The sequence below is a fragment of the Klebsiella grimontii genome (assembly GCF_042137965.1).
Classification (GTDB): domain Bacteria; phylum Pseudomonadota; class Gammaproteobacteria; order Enterobacterales; family Enterobacteriaceae; genus Klebsiella; species Klebsiella grimontii.
On sequence record NZ_CP169721.1, the window covers coordinates 770,991 to 789,482 of the forward strand.

19 protein-coding genes and 1 tRNA gene are annotated in these 18,492 nt (G+C 55.4%); 6 read left to right on the forward strand and 14 right to left on the reverse strand.

Features of this window, described 5'->3' with window-relative positions:
• Positions 1-530 precede the first annotated feature (530 nt).
• A tRNA-Phe gene (locus tag ACE3MN_RS03720) sits at positions 531-606 on the reverse strand.
• A 105-nt stretch (positions 607-711) separates the two neighbouring features.
• Positions 712-1,428, reverse strand: coding sequence for a DUF554 domain-containing protein (locus tag ACE3MN_RS03725; protein ID WP_004135818.1), 717 nt, complete (start codon positions 1,426-1,428; stop codon positions 712-714).
• A gap of 437 nt (positions 1,429-1,865) precedes the next feature.
• On the opposite strand from ACE3MN_RS03725, the gene ACE3MN_RS03730 reads away from it, so the two are divergent.
• The gene (locus ACE3MN_RS03730; protein WP_102650105.1) at positions 1,866-4,004 is read left to right on the forward strand and encodes an ornithine decarboxylase; all 2,139 of its coding nucleotides are present in this window, start codon (positions 1,866-1,868) and stop codon (positions 4,002-4,004) included.
• Positions 4,005-4,071: 67 nt separating this feature from the next.
• Here the strand turns inward: ACE3MN_RS03730 and ACE3MN_RS03735 are convergent, their stop codons facing one another.
• The 4 genes from ACE3MN_RS03735 to mutY all read right to left on the reverse strand — a co-directional run bounded on the left by ACE3MN_RS03735 (position 4,072) and on the right by mutY (position 8,016).
• Complete coding sequence (locus ACE3MN_RS03735; RefSeq protein ID WP_102650106.1) at positions 4,072-5,328, reverse strand: nucleoside permease; 1,257 nt, start codon at positions 5,326-5,328, stop codon at positions 4,072-4,074.
• Positions 5,329-5,521: 193 nt separating this feature from the next.
• Complete coding sequence (gene mltC, locus ACE3MN_RS03740; RefSeq protein ID WP_004135825.1) at positions 5,522-6,604, reverse strand: membrane-bound lytic murein transglycosylase MltC; 1,083 nt, start codon at positions 6,602-6,604, stop codon at positions 5,522-5,524.
• Positions 6,605-6,654: 50 nt separating this feature from the next.
• A complete protein-coding gene (locus ACE3MN_RS03745; protein ID WP_004105744.1) occupies positions 6,655-6,930 on the reverse strand; it encodes an oxidative damage protection protein in 276 nt (91 codons plus the stop codon).
• A 27-nt stretch (positions 6,931-6,957) separates the two neighbouring features.
• Positions 6,958-8,016, reverse strand: a complete 1,059-nt coding sequence (gene mutY / locus ACE3MN_RS03750; protein ID WP_024358655.1) for an A/G-specific adenine glycosylase — start codon at positions 8,014-8,016, stop codon at positions 6,958-6,960.
• Positions 8,017-8,153: 137 nt separating this feature from the next.
• On the opposite strand from mutY, the gene trmB reads away from it, so the two are divergent.
• Genes trmB through ACE3MN_RS03765 form a run of 3 tightly spaced genes read left to right on the forward strand, consistent with a single transcriptional unit; the run spans position 8,154 to position 9,969 of the window.
• Entirely contained in the window at positions 8,154-8,873 is a 720-nt protein-coding gene (gene trmB, locus ACE3MN_RS03755; RefSeq protein ID WP_004125186.1) for a tRNA (guanosine(46)-N7)-methyltransferase TrmB, read from the forward strand.
• Positions 8,873-9,199: a YggL family protein gene (locus ACE3MN_RS03760; protein ID WP_024358654.1), complete on the forward strand. Its 327-nt coding sequence runs from the start codon at positions 8,873-8,875 to the stop codon at positions 9,197-9,199. Before trmB ends, ACE3MN_RS03760 begins: the two co-directional genes overlap by 1 nt.
• Positions 9,200-9,249: 50 nt before the next feature.
• Complete coding sequence (locus ACE3MN_RS03765; RefSeq protein WP_024358653.1) at positions 9,250-9,969, forward strand: DUF2884 domain-containing protein; 720 nt, start codon at positions 9,250-9,252, stop codon at positions 9,967-9,969.
• Positions 9,970-10,017: 48 nt separating this feature from the next.
• Here ACE3MN_RS03765 and ACE3MN_RS03770 read toward each other — a convergent pair whose 3' ends face one another.
• The 8 genes from ACE3MN_RS03770 to ACE3MN_RS03805 form a co-directional block, all read right to left on the reverse strand.
• Positions 10,018-11,319 carry a TRAP transporter large permease gene (locus ACE3MN_RS03770; RefSeq protein WP_004135833.1) on the reverse strand — a complete coding sequence of 434 codons (1,302 nt, stop codon included), beginning with the start codon at positions 11,317-11,319 and terminating at the stop codon, positions 10,018-10,020.
• Positions 11,319-11,822: a TRAP transporter small permease gene (locus tag ACE3MN_RS03775; RefSeq protein WP_004135834.1), complete on the reverse strand. Its 504-nt coding sequence runs from the start codon at positions 11,820-11,822 to the stop codon at positions 11,319-11,321. The genes ACE3MN_RS03770 and ACE3MN_RS03775 overlap by 1 nt, the downstream gene beginning before the upstream one ends.
• A gap of 46 nt (positions 11,823-11,868) precedes the next feature.
• Complete coding sequence (locus ACE3MN_RS03780; protein WP_049099832.1) at positions 11,869-12,855, reverse strand: TRAP transporter substrate-binding protein; 987 nt, start codon at positions 12,853-12,855, stop codon at positions 11,869-11,871.
• A 304-nt stretch (positions 12,856-13,159) separates the two neighbouring features.
• Positions 13,160-14,296, reverse strand: coding sequence for a radical SAM family heme chaperone HemW (gene hemW, locus ACE3MN_RS03785; RefSeq protein ID WP_004135839.1), 1,137 nt, complete (start codon positions 14,294-14,296; stop codon positions 13,160-13,162).
• Positions 14,289-14,882, reverse strand: coding sequence for an XTP/dITP diphosphatase (locus tag ACE3MN_RS03790; protein ID WP_102650107.1), 594 nt, complete (start codon positions 14,880-14,882; stop codon positions 14,289-14,291). Before ACE3MN_RS03790 ends, hemW begins: the two co-directional genes overlap by 8 nt.
• A gap of 12 nt (positions 14,883-14,894) precedes the next feature.
• Entirely contained in the window at positions 14,895-15,185 is a 291-nt protein-coding gene (gene yggU, locus ACE3MN_RS03795) for a DUF167 family protein YggU (RefSeq protein ID WP_102650108.1), read from the reverse strand.
• A complete protein-coding gene (locus ACE3MN_RS03800; protein WP_004135843.1) occupies positions 15,182-15,748 on the reverse strand; it encodes a YggT family protein in 567 nt (188 codons plus the stop codon). Before ACE3MN_RS03800 ends, yggU begins: the two co-directional genes overlap by 4 nt.
• 8 nt (positions 15,749-15,756) lie before the next feature.
• A complete protein-coding gene (locus ACE3MN_RS03805) occupies positions 15,757-16,470 on the reverse strand; it encodes a YggS family pyridoxal phosphate-dependent enzyme (protein ID WP_004125172.1) in 714 nt (237 codons plus the stop codon).
• A 16-nt stretch (positions 16,471-16,486) separates the two neighbouring features.
• On the opposite strand from ACE3MN_RS03805, the gene ACE3MN_RS03810 reads away from it, so the two are divergent.
• A complete protein-coding gene (locus ACE3MN_RS03810; protein ID WP_004135845.1) occupies positions 16,487-17,467 on the forward strand; it encodes a type IV pilus twitching motility protein PilT in 981 nt (326 codons plus the stop codon).
• Positions 17,468-17,815: 348 nt separating this feature from the next.
• Entirely contained in the window at positions 17,816-18,469 is a 654-nt protein-coding gene (locus ACE3MN_RS03815; protein WP_004135847.1) for a LuxR C-terminal-related transcriptional regulator, read from the forward strand.
• The last annotated feature ends 23 nt before the right edge of the window (positions 18,470-18,492 follow it).

Here is an 18,492-nt window from a genome sequence, read left to right on the forward strand (position 1 = left end):
ACTTTTTCAACGACGCTGGTGATAAGGGTTTTCCCGCAAAACAAGCGGACCTACGCTCAGGCAATTGATGCGAGAGAGCGTGGGGCAGACAAAATCCCTGGCAATGAATTTTTTCTGGCAGAGAGGGGGAGGGGACTTTGACGGGAAGCTAGTGCTGGCTCCCCAAAAGCAAAAAACCGCCTTGTGGGCAGGTTCTTTAAATAGTGGTGCCCGGACTCGGACTAACGCCGCAGGCGTTGAACAGCGCGCTTGCCGCGCTGGCCCCGGAGGGGTGAGCCGCGGAGCGGCGAATAATCGAACGAAGTTCGATGGAGAGTCCGCTCGCAGAAAAGCAAAAACCCAGCCATAGGCTGGGTTCTCTGAATAGTGGTGCCCGGACTCGGACTAACGCCGCAGGCGTTGAACAGCGCGCTTGTCGCGCTGGCCCCGGAGGGGTGAGCCGCCGTGCGGCGAATAATCGAACGAAGTTCGATGGAGAGTCCGCTTGCAGAAAAGCAAAAACCCAGCCATAGGCTGGGTTCTTTAAATAGTGGTGCCCGGACTCGGAATCGAACCAAGGACACGGGGATTTTCAATCCCCTGCTCTACCGACTGAGCTATCCGGGCAACGGGGCGCATTAAACCTGATTCACCGCACCTCGTCAACGAAATTTATCTGTTTCGCAGCAGACTGAACAATCTATCACCAGATTGCGTCAAAAGCACGCATCTTCAGGCGAAAAACGCCGTCCAGGCCACTGAAATCGGCATCGCCAGCACCAGGGCCGGCAGCATATTCACTACTGCGAACATTTTAATTCCGCAAATGCGCAGACCAGTTGCGACCAGCAACATGCCGCCGACGGCGGTGAAATCCGCCATCATCATCGGCGTGGTTAACGGCATAATCAGCGACGCGCAGGCCGCCAGCGCCAGCTGGATGGCCAGCATCGGTACGCAAATGGCCGAGACCGCCAGCCCCAGGGTGCAGGCGAAGATGGTGGCGGTAAAGAAGTCGAGAAACGCTTTGGCGATAAGAATGCTGGCGTCGCCGGTCATCCCTTCGCGCATCGCGCCGAAAATCCCGGTTCCGCTGGCGCAGAACAGCACGATAATCGCGACGTAGCTTTGAATATAGGACTCATGCGCTGAGACCTTTTTCTGCCCCTTTTTGGGCGAAAGCAGCTGCTGGAGCTTACTGACCAGCGTATTAATGCCTTTCTCCATGTTGCACACTTCGCCGAGCAGCGCGCCCACCAGCGTTGAAAGCACCATCACCGGCAGGTTGGCGCATTTGATCACCAGCAGAATGCCGATGCCTAACGACGCCAGGCCAAAAATAGAGGTCATTGATGTCCGAATCCGTTCCGGCAATCTTTGACTTAAAAGCGCGCCGAGCACGCCGCCCAAAAGGACCGCGCCGGCGTTAATAAATGGCCCAGTAACCACAGCATGACTCCTGTTAATTATCCCTAATGACTGCATTATTATGACGCCAAACGGGCAAAAAGGCTTGCGCATCCGTGGTGTGGCTGCATAGGTAATTCATCTTGCGCGGTAGATTTAAAGATGACATGATTGCGCGAATTTTCTCCTCTCCTGAATGAGGCCGCCGTGATGACGACATCGCCGCTATATCGCCGTTGCCGCTGCGTACAGATGCGCAGGCAGCCTCGTCTTGCTACCCTTACTCTGCAACTTCTGCCCGCCATGCGGTGAGCGTAACGCAGGCTCACTGCAGGACAACAGTAAGATCGGACGCGGTCTGTTTTTACTGATGTCTGGCGGTCGGAGCTGGGATCCAGCCAGACCCTGACAGTTCGTTGGCCAGAGCACAGATGCCCTGGCCTAAGCCTTTTACTCTCCGGAAACGGGTATTCGCGCTCATGAAATCAATGCACATTGCCGCCAGCCGCGAGCTGGTATCCCGCCTGTCCACCCATCGTCGCGTGGTGGCCCTGGACAGTACCGATTTTACCGATGTGGCGGCAGTCGTCATTACCGTAGCGGACAGCCGCAGCGGCATCCTTGCGTTGCTGAAACGCACCGGGTTCAATCTGCCGGTTTATCTGTTCAGTGAAGCTGACCACGAAAAACCGCAGGGCGTCACGGCGATCGTTAGCGGCAAAGAGCAGGAGTGGCTCGAACTGGAAGCCGCCGCCTGCGGCTACGAAGAGAATCTGCTGCCGCCGTTCTTCGATACGCTGACCCAATACGTTGAGATGGATAACAGCACCTTCGCGTGTCCGGGCCATCAGCACGGCGCCTTCTTTAAGAAGCACCCGGCGGGACGGCAGTTCTTTGACTTCTTTGGCGAAAACGTCTTTCGCGCCGATATGTGCAACGCCGACGTTAAGCTTGGCGATCTGCTGATTCATGAAGGGTCTGCCAAACACGCGCAAAAGTTCGCGGCGAAAGTGTTCAACGCCGATAAAACCTATTTTGTCCTTAACGGCACCTCGGCGGCGAACAAAGTCGTCACCAACGCGCTGCTGACGCGCGGCGATCTGGTGCTGTTTGATCGCAATAACCATAAATCCAATCATCATGGGGCGCTGATTCAGGCAGGCGCGACGCCGGTCTATCTCGAAGCATCGCGTAACCCGTTCGGTTTTATCGGCGGGATTGACGATCGCTGCTTCGATGAAAAATATCTGCGTGATCTGATTCGCGAGACGGCGCCGGAAAAAGCTGATATGCCGCGCCCGTTCCGCCTTGCGGTGATCCAGCTCGGAACCTATGACGGGACGGTATACAACGCCCGCCAGGTGGTCGATAAAATCGGCAGCCTGTGCGACTACATCCTGTTTGACTCGGCCTGGGTCGGCTACGAGCAGTTTATCCCGATGATGGCCGATTGTTCACCGCTGCTGCTGGAGCTGACGCCGGACGATCCGGGCATTTTTGTCACGCAGTCGGTGCATAAACAGCAGGCCGGTTTTTCGCAAACGTCGCAGATCCACAAAAAAGACAATCATCTTCGTGGACAGGAACGTTTTTGCCCGCATAAGCGGCTGAACAACGCCTTTATGTTGCACGCCTCGACCAGCCCGTTTTATCCGCTGTTCGCCGCCCTGGACGTGAATGCCAAAATTCACGAAGGCGAGAGCGGGCGCCGCCTGTGGGCGGAATGCGTGGCGCTGGGTATCGAAGCGCGCAAGGCGATTATCGCCAACTGCAAAATGATCCAGCCGTTTATTCCGCCGGTCGTGGCGGGGCGTCCGTGGCAGGATCATCCTACCGAAGCCATCGCCCGCGAACGGCGTTTCTTTAGCTTTGAGCCGGGCGCGCGCTGGCACGGCTTTGAAGGCTATGCCAGCGATCAGTACTTCGTTGACCCCTGCAAACTGCTGCTGACGACGCCGGGGATCGACGCCGAGAGCGGGAAATATACCGATTTTGGCATTCCGGCGACCATCCTCGCGCACTATCTGCGCGAAAACGGCATCGTGCCGGAGAAGTGCGATCTGAACTCCATTCTGTTCCTGCTGACGCCCGCAGAGAGCGCGGAGAAGCTGGCGCAGCTGGTGGCGATGCTCGCCCGGTTTGAGCAGCATATTGAATCCGATACCCCGCTGGCCGACGTTCTGCCGACCATCTTTAACAAATATCCGGTGCGCTATCGGGATTACACTATCCGCGAGCTGTGCCAGGAGATGCATAACCTGTACGTCAGCTTTGACGTGAAGGATTTGCAAAAAGAGATGTTCCGCAAGAAGAGCTTCCCGCGCGCGGTGATGAACCCGCAGGACGCCAACCGCGAGTTTATTCGCGGTAACGTTGAGCTGGTGCGCTTAAGCGCAGCCGAAGGGCGGATTGCGGCGGAAGGCGCGCTGCCGTATCCACCGGGCGTGCTGTGCGTCGTGCCCGGAGAGATCTGGGGCGGGGCGGTGCTGCGCTATTTCCTGGCGCTGGAGGAAGGCGTCAATATGCTGCCGGGCTTCTCGCCGGAGCTCCAGGGGGTTTACAGCGAAACGGACCCTGACGGCATTAAGCGGCTATATGGCTATGTGCTGAAAGCATAAAAAACGCGCCCCGTTGATAACACCGGGGCGCGTTTTTTTATTCGTAAATCTGGGGTAAGCCGTTTATTTAATGTGCGACGGTCTGCGCCCCGGTTGGTACGCGGACGTGCTTGTACTTAAACAGCGCCACAAAGGCAAACGCCAGCACCAGCGAATAGCCGGCGAAAATCAGCCACACGGTTTGCCAGTCGGTGATCCCTTCGACGGTAAAGTGCTCTACGACTTTGCCGCTCACCATCCCGCCAAGAATGCAGCCAAAACCGTTGGTCATCATCAGGAACATCCCCTGGGCGCTGGCGCGGATTTCCGGGCGAACCTCTTGTTCCACAAACACCGACCCCGAGATGTTGAAGAAGTCGAAGGCGCAGCCATACACGATCATCGACAGCACAAGCAACACGGTGCCGAACGGGGTTGGATCGCCGTAAGCGAACAGGCCGAAGCGCAGCATCCACGCCACGATACTGATCAGCATCACGTTCTTGATGCCGTAGCGGCTGAGGAAGAACGGAATGGTCAGGATGAACAGGGTTTCCGAGATCTGCGAAATCGACATCATCACCGAGGCGTGCTGCACGATAAAGCTGCTGGCGAACAGCGGATCTTTATCAAAGCTGTGCAGGAAGGTGTTGCCGAACATATTGGTGATCTGCAGCTCGGCGCCCAGCATCATCGAGAAAATAAAGAAGATCGCCATGCGTTTGTTTTTAAACAGCGCGAAGGCATCGAGGCCCAGCATGGCGGTCCAGCTCTGGTTTTTCTGCTGATTAGCCACCGGAATATGCGGCAGCGTCAGGGTGAAGAGCACCAGCAGTAAGGAGAGCGCCGCGCCGATATAAAGCTGCATATGGCTCAGCTCAAAGCCGGAGAAGCTGACGGCCCACATGGCGAGGATAAAGCCGATGGTGCCCCAGATACGAATCGGCGGGAAATCGGTCACGATATCCATATCCGCAGACTGCAGGCGGTAGTACGAAATGGTGTTAATCAGCCCCAGCGTTGGCATATAGGCCAGCGAGTTGAGCAGGATGACGAGGAACATCTCGCCCGGCGTGGTGACCTGGGCGGCGAGCCACAGCGTCAGCGCGCCGACCAGATGGCAAATGGCATAAACCCACTTGGCGCTGATCCATTTATCGGCAACGATACCGAGCAGCGTCGGCATAAACACCGCGGCGATACCGAGCGAGCTATACACCGCCCCGATGGCCGCGCCGTCGAACTTGAGGGTGACGAACATATACGAGCCGAGCGTGGTGAGCCAGCTTCCCCAGAGGCAGAACTGCAGGAACGACAGTACTTTGAGCTGCAGCTTAAGATTCATGTTTTGATCCTCACGGATATAGAATTGTTTTGTGTTTTAAATAACATTTATAGCGTTATTTTGGTTGGATTCTATCATTTATGCGGTGGATGCTTTTGTTAACTGCCGCAGAAAATCGTAAAAGAGTTGCGCAACTCTATTGGGTATAGCAGAAGGAATGCGCCCTTGAGGAAACAAGGGCGCTGGAGGGAGATTACCTGCGGCGGTAGCCTTTCTGCGCAGAGTTAACCTTGTACAGATAACGACGCGACTCGGCGGAGGGGTGACGGCTGGTGATGGTTTGATAAACATCGCCCGGCGTCATGTTGTTGATGATATTCGCCGCCTGGACCTTATCGCTGGAGAAGACCCGCAGTACGCTGCCCGCGCCGCCGTTATAGGCGGTGATAACCGCATAGCGACGCGAGGTAGGGTTGGTGATACCGGACAGATAGACGTTATTCAGCATCGCCAGATAGGCGGTACCGGTGTCGATGTTATTGACCGGGTCGAACAGGTAGCTGCGGCTCGGCAGGCCTGATTTCCCCTGTGAACGGAACACGTCCTTCCCGGCGCTGTGCTGCACCACCTGCATCAGCCCGAGGGCGTCGGCGTGGCTGACCGCATAGGGGTTAAAGGAGGATTCGGTTTGCATAATCGCCAGGATCAGCGATTCATCAACGCCGTATTTGCGCGACGCCTGACGGACCATGCCAATATACTTATGCGCGCGTTTGTCGAGGTGGTTCGGCACCAGGTTAATGGTGATGCTGTAGATCATGCGCGGGCCGTTGCTGCGGCTTTTCAGGCGGGTTTGCAGCAGATAGTCGGCGAAGCGCGAGGCGCGCCACTCCCAGCGAATCGCCTCGCCGGTGTTATCCACCACCTGGCCATACAGGAACGGCTCTTTTGAAATCTGAATATCATCGACGTCGGAATAGAGGTCGATGGAGTTAGGGTCGTCGCCCATTAGCAGGGTTTTTATAATCGCCTGGCGCAGGCGCCCGGCCGGGTCGGTGCCGGCGATGGTTTCAACGGTAATCGTCCCCGCATCAAAGTTGATGTGGCTGCGGGTTTGATACTGGTCGGTGTATTTGACGTAGTCCTTCGGCCCGGCGAGCAGAACTTCGTTATAACCCCAAATATTCTCGATGTTATGGGCGAACTGGCCCATCAGGATATCAAAGCCGTTGGTGTCCTTCACCCACGCCTCGTTATACTCGGCGCCTTTTTTGGTTGAGCTGGAACACGAAACGAGCAAAGGCGCAATCAGCGCTAGCGCTAAGTATTTTTTCATCATTCCGGGAGTGCGTGTTGTGTTTATTGTTGTAAAGGGCCGTCAGGCCCTTACTGTTTTTCTGGCGGCGTATAGCCTTCGATGTGCACGTCTTTGCCTTCAAACAGGAACTGAACCATCTCCTGCTCCAGCAGTTTGCGATGCTCAGGGTTCATCATGCTGAGTTTTTTCTCGTTGATCAGCATCGTCTGCTTATGCTGCCACTGGGCCCAGGCTTCTTTGGAGATTTCGTTATAGATGCGTTTGCCCAGCTCGCCCGGATATAGCTGAAAATCCTGGCCATCGGCTTCACGCTGCAGGAAAGTACAAAAAATCGTTCTGCTCATTCTTAATCCTCTTTAATCGCCAGAAAGCTAAACCGGTGCTCCGGCTTTTAACTGTTGCAACAAGCGCTCCACGGGGGCCGCCAGACCGACGGACGGCGGCTGCGCTAAGTTATACCAGAGTGCGCCCCCTTCATCCATGCATGCGCCGGATGAGTGCACTGTAAGCCACATCGGCACAATATCCAGATGGAAATGGCTGAAAGTGTGGCGGAACGCGGTTAATTGCGTCAGATTCTCGGCCCCGATCTGCCGCTGGGCCAACCACTCCCGCAGCGCATCTTCATCTTCAAACTGCGGGAAGCAGAACAATCCCCCCCATAATCCCACCGGCGGGCGCTGGGAGAGAAATACCTTGTCGCCGTGCTGCATCAGCAGGAAATAGCCGGTACGCTCGGGGATCGTCTGTTTCGGTTTTTTGCCTGGATATTGAGCCCATGAATGATTTGCGTAGGCCACGCAGCCGTTATTCAGCGGACAAAGCTCGCATTTCGGCTTTGAGCGGGTACATACCATCGCTCCAAGGTCCATCATGGCCTGGTTAAAACGTTCGACCCCATTGGCTGGCGTGACGTCTTCGCTGATATCCCACAGGCGTTTCTCAACCTCTTTTTTCCCCGGCCAACCGCTGACAGCATAGCAGCGCGCGAGCACGCGCTTCACGTTGCCGTCGAGAATCGGATAATGCTGACCGAGAGAAAGGGACAAAATCGCGCCGGCGGTGGAGCGGCCTACGCCCGGCAGCGCGGCGACTTCATCGAAGGTCTGCGGGAATTTTCCGTCGTGCAGGGTGGCCACCTGCTGCGCCGCTTTATGCAGATTGCGCGCGCGGGCGTAATAGCCGAGTCCGGTCCACAGATGCAGGACTTCATCGAGGGGCGCGTTCGCCAGATCGGTAATTGTTGGGAAACGCGCCATAAAGCGTTCAAAATAGGGGATAACCGTCGCCACTTGCGTTTGTTGCAACATCACCTCGGAGAGCCATACTTTGTAAGGCGTCTTGCCGATTTGCCAGGGCAGGGTTTTACGCCCGTATTTGTCGTACCAGTCCAGTACCTGGGCTGAAAATTGCGCGGCGAGAAAAGTCAAAGCTACGGCTCCGGGAAAGCGATTATAAGGTGGCAGATTGCAGCACAAGGGCGAGGGGCTGTAAACCCTTGCATCCGCCGGGTAACTTTGGATAATGCCCGTTTTCCGAACACATCTCACAAGCAGACTTAACTTTTATGAAAAACGACGTCATATCTCCGGAATTCGATGAAAACGGCCGCCCGCTGCGCCGTATTCGCAGCTTCGTCCGTCGTCAGGGCCGCCTGACCAAAGGTCAGCAGCACGCGCTGGACACTATTTGGCCGGTGATGGGCGTTGAATTCAACGAAGCGCCGCTCGATTTCGCCGCCCTGTTTGGCCGTGAAGCGCCGGTCACGCTGGAGATTGGTTTTGGTATGGGGGCGTCGCTGGTGGCGATGGCGAAAGAGAAGCCGCAGCAGAATTTCCTCGGCATTGAAGTGCATTCGCCGGGCGTCGGCGCCTGTCTGGCGTCCGCCGAAGAAGAGGGCGTGCAAAACCTGCGCGTCATGTGCCACGATGCGGTGGAAGTGCTGCATACCATGATTCCGGATAACTCCCTGAGCATGGTGCAGCTGTTTTTCCCTGACCCGTGGCACAAAGCGCGTCATAATAAGCGCCGTATCGTACAGCCGCCTTTTGCCGAACTGGTGAAAAGTAAACTGAAGCTGGGCGGCGTCTTCCATATGGCGACCGACTGGGAGCAATATGCCGAGCATATGCTGGAAGTGATGTCCTCGCTTGAAGGGTATCGTAACCGGTCAGAAAGCAACGACTATGTGCCGCGCCCGGAATCGCGCCCGGTAACCAAATTTGAACAGCGTGGTCATCGTCTTGGCCACGGCGTATGGGACTTAATGTTCGAGAGGGTGAAATAATGGCAACGAATCGTAGCCGTCGTCTGCGTAAAAAAATGCATATCGACGAGTTTCAGGAAGTAGGTTTCTCCGTCGCGTGGCGCTTCGCGGAAGGAACCAGCGAAGAGCAGATCGACCAGACCGTTAACGATCTGATTGAGGAAGTGATTGAGCCTAATAAGCTGGCCTTTGACGGCAGCGGCTATCTTTCCTGGGAAGGGCTGATCTGCCTGCAGGAAATCGGCAAATGCACCGAAGAACACCAGGCCATCGTGCGTAAGTGGCTGGAAGATCGCGGGCTTGCCGATGTGCGCACCAGCGAACTTTTTGATATCTGGTGGGACTAAGTTTGACAAGGGTCGGCAGCTGCCGGCCCGTTTTGTCTGAAGGGAGTTAAATGATGCGCAAAACGCTGTTGGCAGTGGCGCTTTCCGTCACCGCTTTGTCCGCGCATGCGGACTACCAGTGTAGCGTCACGCCGCGTGACGATGTCATCCTCAGCCCGCAGCAGGTGCAGGTGAAAGGCGAAAACGGCGATCTGGTGATTAAGCCGGACGGCAATCTGACCTTTAACGGGAAAGCCTATGCGCTGAACGCCGCTCAGCGCGAGCAGGCGCAGGACTATCAGGCTGGCCTTCGCAGCAGCCTGCCGTGGATTGATGAAGGCGCCCGCACGCGGGTAGAAAAAGGCCGCGCCGCGCTGGATAAAATCATTACCGAACAGGTGGGGGCCAGCAGCAGCATGCATAGCCGCCTGACCAAGCTTGATGCGCAGCTGAAAGCGCAAATGGGCCGCATTATTGAACATCGCAACGATGGGCTGACCTTCCACTATAAAGCCATCGATCAGGTGCGCGCCGACGGCCAGCAGCTGGTAAACCAGGCGATGGGCGGTATTCTGCAGGACAGCATCAACGAGATGGGCGCGAAGGCGGTTCTCAAAGGCGGCGGTAACCCGCTGCAGGGGATCCTCGGTAGCCTCGGCGGCCTGCAAACGGCCATTCAGGACGAATGGAAAAACCAGGAGGCTGATTTCCAGCAGTTTGGTAAGGACGTCTGCGGGCGCGTGGTCTCCCTTGAGGAGAGCCGCAAAGCGCTGGTGGGGTCGTTAAAGTAAGTTTTAATTCGCTACCTGCGGGCGCAGGTAGCGATTATGGTCAGTCGGTCACATCAGCCCCAGCAGCTGCGGAATAAACAGCGAGATCTGCGGGATATAGACAATCATCATCAGCGCGATCAGCAGGGCGGCGTAGAACGGCAGCAGCGGTTTGATGAGCTGCTGAATTTTAACGCCGGAAATAGAGCAGCCTACAAACAGCGCGCTGCCTACCGGCGGCGTCAGCAGACCGATGCACAGGTTAGCGACCATCATGATGCCGAAATGCACCGGATCCATCCCCAAATCCTGCGCGATGGGCAGGAATATCGGCGTGAAAATCAGTACCGCCGGGGTCATATCCATAAAGATCCCGACGATTAACAGCACGATATTAATCAGCAGCAGAATCACCACCGGGTTTTCAGAAATCCCCATTAGCGCATCGCTTATCATGTAGGGGATATCGGCATTGGTCATCGCCCACGACATGCCGACGGAAAAGCCGATCAGCAGTAGCACGATGGAGGTCATCACCACCGACTCAAGGATCAGCTTCGGCAGATCGCGCCACTTCACTTCCCGGTAAATCAGCACCGACAGAATAAAGGTGTAAACCACGGCGATAGCCGATGCTTCGGTCGCGGTGAAAATGCCGCCGAGGATCCCGCCCATCACAATGATCACCAGCAGCAGGCTGGGCAGGGCGTCGAAAAACGCTTTTGCCGCCTGGGCGCAGGTGGGACGTTCTGAAACCGGGTAGCCGCGACGCTTAGCGATGATGGCGCAGACCACCATAATGGCCAGGCCCATCAGGATGCCCGGCAGATAACCGGCCATAAACAGCGACGCGACGGAGACGCCCCCAGCCGTCAGAGAGAAGACGATCAGGACGTTTGACGGCGGGATGAGCAGGCCCGTGATGCACGACGAGACGTTAACCGCCGTGGAGAAAGCCGGATCGTAACCTTTCCGTGTCTGAATGGGGTTAAGCGTTCCCCCTACCGCCGCCGCCGCGGCGACCGCCGAACCTGAAATCGAGCCGAACATCATGTTCGCCAGCACGTTAACGTGGCCCAGCGATCCCGGCACGCGTCCGACCATCACCTGCGCCAGATTGATTAAGCGGATGGCAATCCCGCCGCTGTTCATCAGGGTACCGGCAAAGATAAAGAATGGAATCGCCAGCAGGGCGAAGTTGTCGAGGCCGTTCGCCAGGCGCTGAGAAACGGTAATCACGGCAATATCCCACGGGAACATCAGCAGCATTGAACCGACGGTGGCGATGCCAATGGAGAAGGAGATGGGGACGCCAATAAAAACCAGAATAAAGAAAGAGCCAAATAGCATCAGTGCGATATAGCTGTCCATCAATTTGCCCCCGCTTCTTCGTTCTTCATATTTTTCAGCCCGTTGCTGATAAAACAGAGCGTGTAAAACATCATAATGATGCCGGTTAGCGGCAGGATCAGATACACATAGCCCATGGGGATCTGCATCGCGGCCGAGACCTGCGACGTCGATAGCGTTTTTTCAATCAGCTTCACGCCGCCGGTGACAATCACTGACCCGGCAAAAATAAAGATCAGCAGATTAATAATGACGCTGAGCAGTGCCTGCCTGCGGGGAGGAAGCGTCATGGCGAGTAAATCGATCGCCAGATGACGCTGGGCGCCGACGGTATATGCCGCACCCAGCAGCCCGACCCAGATCATCAAAAAGCGCGCCAGCTCGTCGGTCAGGGTGCTTGGCTGGTTTAGCACGTAGCGGCTGAACACCTGCCAGACGACGCAGACCACCAGCGCAATCATAACGGCGACAGAGAATGCGGCGATCGCGCGGTCCACCGCCAGCTTTATGCGGTTAAGTATCATCATTGTTTTCCCGGTGAAAGCGGGCCAGCGGCTGGCCCGCTAAGTGTTATTCAGCAGCGGCTTCAAATTTGGCCAGCAGGGCAGCCTGCTTCGGATCTTTTTTGAAGTCATCAAACAGCGGCTGCACGGCGGCGCGGAACGGCGCTTTATCCACTTTGACGATTTCGCCGCCCATGGCTTTGGCCTGCGCGCGGGTGTCGGCGTCGATCTTGTCCCACAGTTTTTGCTGATAAACTTCGGAAGCTTTCGCCGCCTTGATCAGGATTTGCTGCTGATCCGGCGTCAGTTTGTCCCAGGTTTTACTGGAGATAACGAGGAAATCCGGGATGGAGGCATGTTCATCTTCAGAGAACACTTTAGCGATTTCGATATGGCGCGTTTGCACCCAGGAAGGCACGTTATTTTCCGCGCCGTCCACCACGCCCTGCTGCATGGCGGTATAAACTTCTCCAAAGGAAATGGGCGTTGGCGAACCGCCCATTAATTCGACCATTTTTAAGGTTGTCGGGCTGGCCTGGACGCGGATCTTCAATCCTTTTAAATCTTCCGGTTTAGTGATGGGCTTTTTGGCGTAAAAGCTGCGGGTTCCGGCAACATAAGCGGAAAGCGCAAAGAAGCCTTTATCTTTCGTGGACTCCATTATTTCCTTGCCTACTTCACCGAAAACGACTTTATTGAAGTGATTCTGGTCCTTAAAAAGGAACGGTAAATTATATATCGCGTAGACGTTATCGAATGACTCCAGATCGCTGGCGGAACCTTTGGTCATATCCAGCGCGCCATTTTGTAATAACTCCAGCGTTTCTCGCGCGCTGCCCATTTGGCTACTGGGATAAATACGGATCTTCATAGCCCCGTTGGAAAGTTGGTTAACCTCTTTGGACATCTCCTCAAAGGCCTGATGAACAACATGGCTGCGTTCAAGGTTATGTGCCAGTTTTAACGTGACTTTTTCAGCCGCGCTGGCGCCTGAAGAGAGCAGGGCAAGTAAAGATACACACACCAGAGAACGAGAAAAAGAGAGTTTTTTCATGAGTCGGCTCCATGCACTTGGGGTAATTGGTCAATATCTTAAGAGTCATTCTTTGTTTCTGTATGACATATTATCCTTGTTGTCTGACATCTTTAAGCCGTCTGACTCACACTTTTTCTCAATGAATCGATCAAATAGGTATTTTTGTGCGGTTGGTTATATTTATTTTCAATAAACTAATGTGAACATATTTTTATTATGAATGTTGAATTGAAATAGTTCGGAAATAGCGCTATTGATATTTCGAGAATGTCGAGCAATTAATTATCCCGTTATTTTTATAACGGGATAGGCGGAGAGGGCGTTATTCGCTGAGAAAGAGTTCGAGAAGGGAATTCAAAAATAGCTTACCGTGCTCGGTAATTTGCCAGTAGCGCTCATCTTCCGTCAGGTAGCCTTCGGCGATGGCGGCATCGATTTGCGGACGGATCGTACGCTCATCAAGGCCGGTGTAGCGGCTGAATTCATCGCGCGGGGCGGCTTCCAGCAGGCGGAAACGGTTCATAAAGAACTCAAACGGTTTATCCGCATCTTCCACATCATGCTGGCGCTCCAGATAGCGGCCTTCCATGTAACCGCGTGGATGCCGGGTTTTCGCCGTCCGCAGTATGCGCCCGTCCGGGAACGTCACTTTGCCGTGCGCGCCGCAGCCAATCCCGAGGTAGTCGCCAAAGCGCCAGTAGTTCAGGTTATGCTGGCACTGATAGCCCGGCTTAGCGTAGGCGGAGGTTTCATATTGCTGATAGCCCGCCGCGCTGAGCAGGCTATGCCCCTGTTCATAAATGTCCCACAGCGCGTCGTCATCGGGCAGGGTCGGCGGCCGCGAACCAAACAGGGTGTTTGGCTCAATGGTCAGCTGATACCAGGAGAGATGCGGCGGATTGAGCGCAATCGCCTGGCGCAGGTCGTCCAGCGCCTCTTCCAGAGACTGGTCCGGCAGGCCATGCATTAAATCGAGGTTAAAACTGCGTAGCCCCAGGCCGCTTGCCAGGTTTGCCGCGCGTTTGGCTTCCTGTGGCCCATGGATGCGCCCGAGCCGCTGCAGCTTCTGTTCGCTAAAGCTCTGTACGCCGATGGAGATACGATTAATGCCCGCGCGCTGGTACTCGACAAAGCGATCCGCTTCCACGGTGCCGGGGTTGGCTTCCATGGTGATTTCCGCGTTGGACGCCAGCGGAAGAGACTCGCGCACGCCGTCGAGCAGGGTTTGCATCGCCGGGCCGGAGAGCAGGCTCGGCGTACCGCCGCCAATGAAAATAGTCCCGATTTCACGTCCCTGCGCATAGTGAGCGTCGGCTCGCAGATCGTTCAGCAGATGCTGAACGTAGTCGTCATGCGGCACCTCGCCTTTCAACGCATGCGAATTGAAATCGCAGTACGGGCATTTCTGCACGCACCACGGGATGTGAATATAGAGGCTCAGGGGCGGCAAATTAGCCATTACGTAAGGCTTCCAGTAACAGTTTAAGCGCGCGTCCGCGGTGGGAAATGGCGCTCTTTTCTTCACGGCTTAGCTCCGCTGCGGTTTTACCTTCCGTCGGAACAAAGAAAATCGGATCGTAACCAAAGCCGCCGCTGCCTGCGGCTTCGCGAGCGATGATGCCCGGCCAGCTGCCGTGACAAACCAGCGGCGTCGGATCTTCCGCATGGCGCAGATAGACCAGCACGCAGTGGAATTGCGCCTGACGCTTATCGTTCGGCACGTCGCGAAGCGCGTCGAGCAGCTTTTCCAGATTCCGCTGGTCGGTCGCACCTTCACCGGAATAACGGGCGGAGTAGATGCCCGGCGCGCCGCCTAACGCATCGACGGCCAGACCTGAGTCATCGGCGATGGCCGGGAGCCCGGTCAGCTGCGCGGCATGGCGCGCCTTCAGAATGGCGTTTTCGATAAACGTCAGGCCGGTTTCCTCTGCGGAATCCACGCCCAGCTCGGTTTGCGCAACGATATCAAGGCCAAAATATGCCAGCAGCGAGGCCAGCTCGCGCACTTTTCCGGGGTTGCCGGTAGCGAGAACAACTTTTTGCATAAGAGATCCTGTTTATTCCGTCAGCGCGGCGACCCCGTCCGGGATCTGCTGCGGATGAATGATTTTTATCTGTTTGTGGCGACCCAGTTCGCCTTTCTCAATAAGCACCTGGCTTTTCGCTACGTGAAACTGTTTGGCGAGGAATTTTACCAGATGGGCGTTGGCCTGGCCGTCAACGGGTGGCGCGGTAATGGCGACTTTGAGCTCGTCGCCATGTAAACCAACGATGCTGTCGCGGCTGGCCTTGGGCTGAATATACAGCCGTAAGACCAACCCGTCAGCGCAGGCTTCGACGGCACTCATAGCGCCATCCACAGCCCCGGAAGCAGAACGTTGCCGGTAGCCTGCAACAGTTCGGCGATACCCATGTTGATCACGTACAGCAGCAGAACCAGCACCATCGGCGAGAAATCAATGCCGCCCATCGATGGCAGCAATCTGCGGATCGGGCGCAGCAGCGGATCGGCCAGCTGCATCAGAACAAATTCCACCGGACTGCGGCCCTGGCTTACCCAGCTCATAATCGCCATTAACAGAAGAACCCAGAAGATCAGCGAGCCGACGGTTTTAATGAGGATCAGCAGCGCGGAAATCCAGATAATCGGCTGGAAGGTCACGACCATAAACAGCACGATAGCTTTCACGACGCAGAGAATAAAGGCGACCAGCAGGGAAGCGCTATCGAGAGGCCCCATCGCCGGAATAATGCGGCGCAGCGGCCCAACGACAGGCTGCGTAGCCTTGACTACGAACTGCGAAAACGGGTTATAAAAGTCGCAGCGCGCCCACTGCATCCAGACGCGTAATAACACGACCATTGTGTAAAGCTCAATGACCGTTGAGAGCAGGAAAGTCAACGTCTTCATGGCGTTCCTCAGATTCCTTGTTTTTTGCTGTAGTCGCGCGCGCCGAAAATTGCGGTTCCGATGCGCACCATAGTGCTTCCCGCTGCGATGGCGGCTTCCATATCATCCGACATTCCCAGCGACAGCGTATCGACGGTAGGGTAGTGCGTTTTTAGCCGCGCAAATGCTACCGCCATTTGTTGGGCGACGGCAAACTGCCTTACATATTCTGACTCTGGCGCGGGAATGGCCATTAAACCGCGTAGCTGCAGATTAGGGAGTTTAGCGATTTCTGCCGCCAGCGCGTCCAGCTCTTCAGGCGGAATACCCGACTTGCTCTGCTCATCGCTAATGTTGATTTGAATCAGCACGTTGAGCGGCGGCAGTTGAGCCGGGCGCTGTTCGCTCAGGCGGACGGCGATTTTGAGACGATCGACGGTATGGCACCAGTCAAAATGTTCGGCCACCAGACGGCTTTTATTGGACTGCAGCGGACCAATAAAGTGCCACTGTAGCCCGGTGGCGCCCGTTTCCTGAAAGTAGCGGATTTTATCCACGCCTTCCTGAACATAGTTTTCGCCAAACGCGAGCTGGCCGGCGGCCATCGCTTCTTCGATAGCGCTCGCAGGTTTCGTTTTACTGACTGCAAGCAACGTAACTTCTTCTGGAGCACGGCCGCAGCGTGCGGCAGCGGCTGAGATTTTGTCCCGGACCTGTGCCAGGTTATGCGCAATATCGTTCATATACCGAGGATGAGTTATGGAACTGGAAGAAATAGTGGCCCTTAGTGTAAAGCATAACGTCTCCGATCTACACCTGTGCAATGCTTCAGCGCCGCGCTGGCGTCGCCAGGGCAAGCTGGAGCCCGCGCCGTTTACCTCTCCCGATATTGGCAAGATACTCACTGATTGGCTCAACGCCGAGCAGCTCGCGCAGTGGCAGGCCTGCGGGCAGGTCGATTTCGCGCTGACTCCGGCGGACGGGCCGCGCCTGCGCGCCAGCGCATTTGCGCACAATCGCGGTCTGTCGCTGGCGCTGCGTCTGCTGGCGGAAACCTGCCCTCAGCTGGCGGATCTCGGCGCGCCGGCCGCCTTAACGGAGCTGCTCAATGAAGAGAGCGGGCTTATCCTGGTCACGGGGGCTACCGGTAGCGGAAAATCAACCACCCTGGCGGCGATGGTGGGCTATCTTAACCAGCGCCTCAGCGGCCATATCCTGACGCTGGAAGATCCGGTTGAGTTTATTCACCGCAGCGAGCGCTGTCTGATTCAGCAGCGGGAAATCGGCCGCCACTGCCCCTCATTTGCCGCTGCCCTACGCGCCGCGCTGCGTCAGGACCCGGATGTCATTCTGTTAGGGGAGCTGCGTGACAGCGAAACGATCCGCCTGGCATTAACCGCGGCGGAGACCGGACATCTGGTGATGGCGACGCTGCATACGCGCGGCGCGGCGCAGGCGGTTGAGAGGCTGGTGGACGTCTTCCCGGCGCAGGAGAAAGAGCAGGTTCGCAGCCAGCTGGCGGGGAGCTTATGCGCGGTGCTGGCACAAAAACTGTTTCCAGATGCTGCTGGCGGCAGAGTTGCGTTATACGAGCTTTTGGTTAACACCCCGGCGGTGGCTAATTTGATCCGAGAGGGGAAAACGCATCAGTTGCCCGGCGTGATGCAAACCGGGCAGCAATCGGGCATGCAAACATTTACGCAAAGCTTTCAGCAACGTACGGCCGCCGGGCTTTTATAGCTGCGCTTTTTATATTCAGAGATCCTACCAATAGCTTGTTATAATAATGTTTTATTAATGTTTGGTACCTTTATTTGATATTACAAATAAACACCTAAGATTAAGCCGAGTAATCTATTCCATGAAAAACGAATTGACATAAACCTCTCATAACCAGGAAAAAAGTTTGATAATCTTTTGACTCTCTTAAGGCATTCGATTTATGCTGTTTGCAGGGATAGGAAGATTCCTATGGAATATTGTTTCAATGTGTAAAAATGATTTGTTTTTATAAATACACAGGCGATCGTATTCTTGTTAATTCATTTAACCGCTATGAAGGCGGAAATCAACTAAGGAGAGTTTTAAGTGATTAATTTATCTGAGAATTCGGCTTTTTCTCACCAGGTTACTTTTATTACTCACCCCTCCATTCAAAGCAAAGCATTTGCGACCTGGCTGGCCGAAAGGTTATCCGCATCGGTCATTCTGCAAAATATTAACAAACCCCTCGCGCAACGCCTTTTGAAAGATTCTGTAATATTATTTGATATTGCGGTTTCAAATAAAAAGTTGAATAGCGTATGGCGCGATATTATTCGCATGCAGGCAGATAACCCCCGTTTATTGATTATCAATAGCGCACAAAAGTATGAGCTCTACGAAATGGCGCAGTGGCCAGCGCTGTATGGTGTTTTCCGTCATGACGATGATGAATCGCGCTTAATTGAGGGCGTTAAGGCTGTGCTGAACGGCGAACAGACGGCTGAATTGAGCGTGATGCACCCGGCGATGTATGCGGCGGATCATGTATCGGCGCCTGCGGAAAATTCACCGCTGACCGAGCGTGAATGTGAAATCCTCAATGAACTGCGCTGCGGGGCGACCAATCTGGATATTGCCCGCGCGCTGTTTATCAGTGAAAACACGGTGCGTACCCATCTGTACAACGTGTTCCGTAAGCTTAGCGTGAAGAACCGCACTCAGGCGGTCAGCTGGGCGAATGAACATCTGCGCCACTAAACATGAAATCAGGATGATGGCGC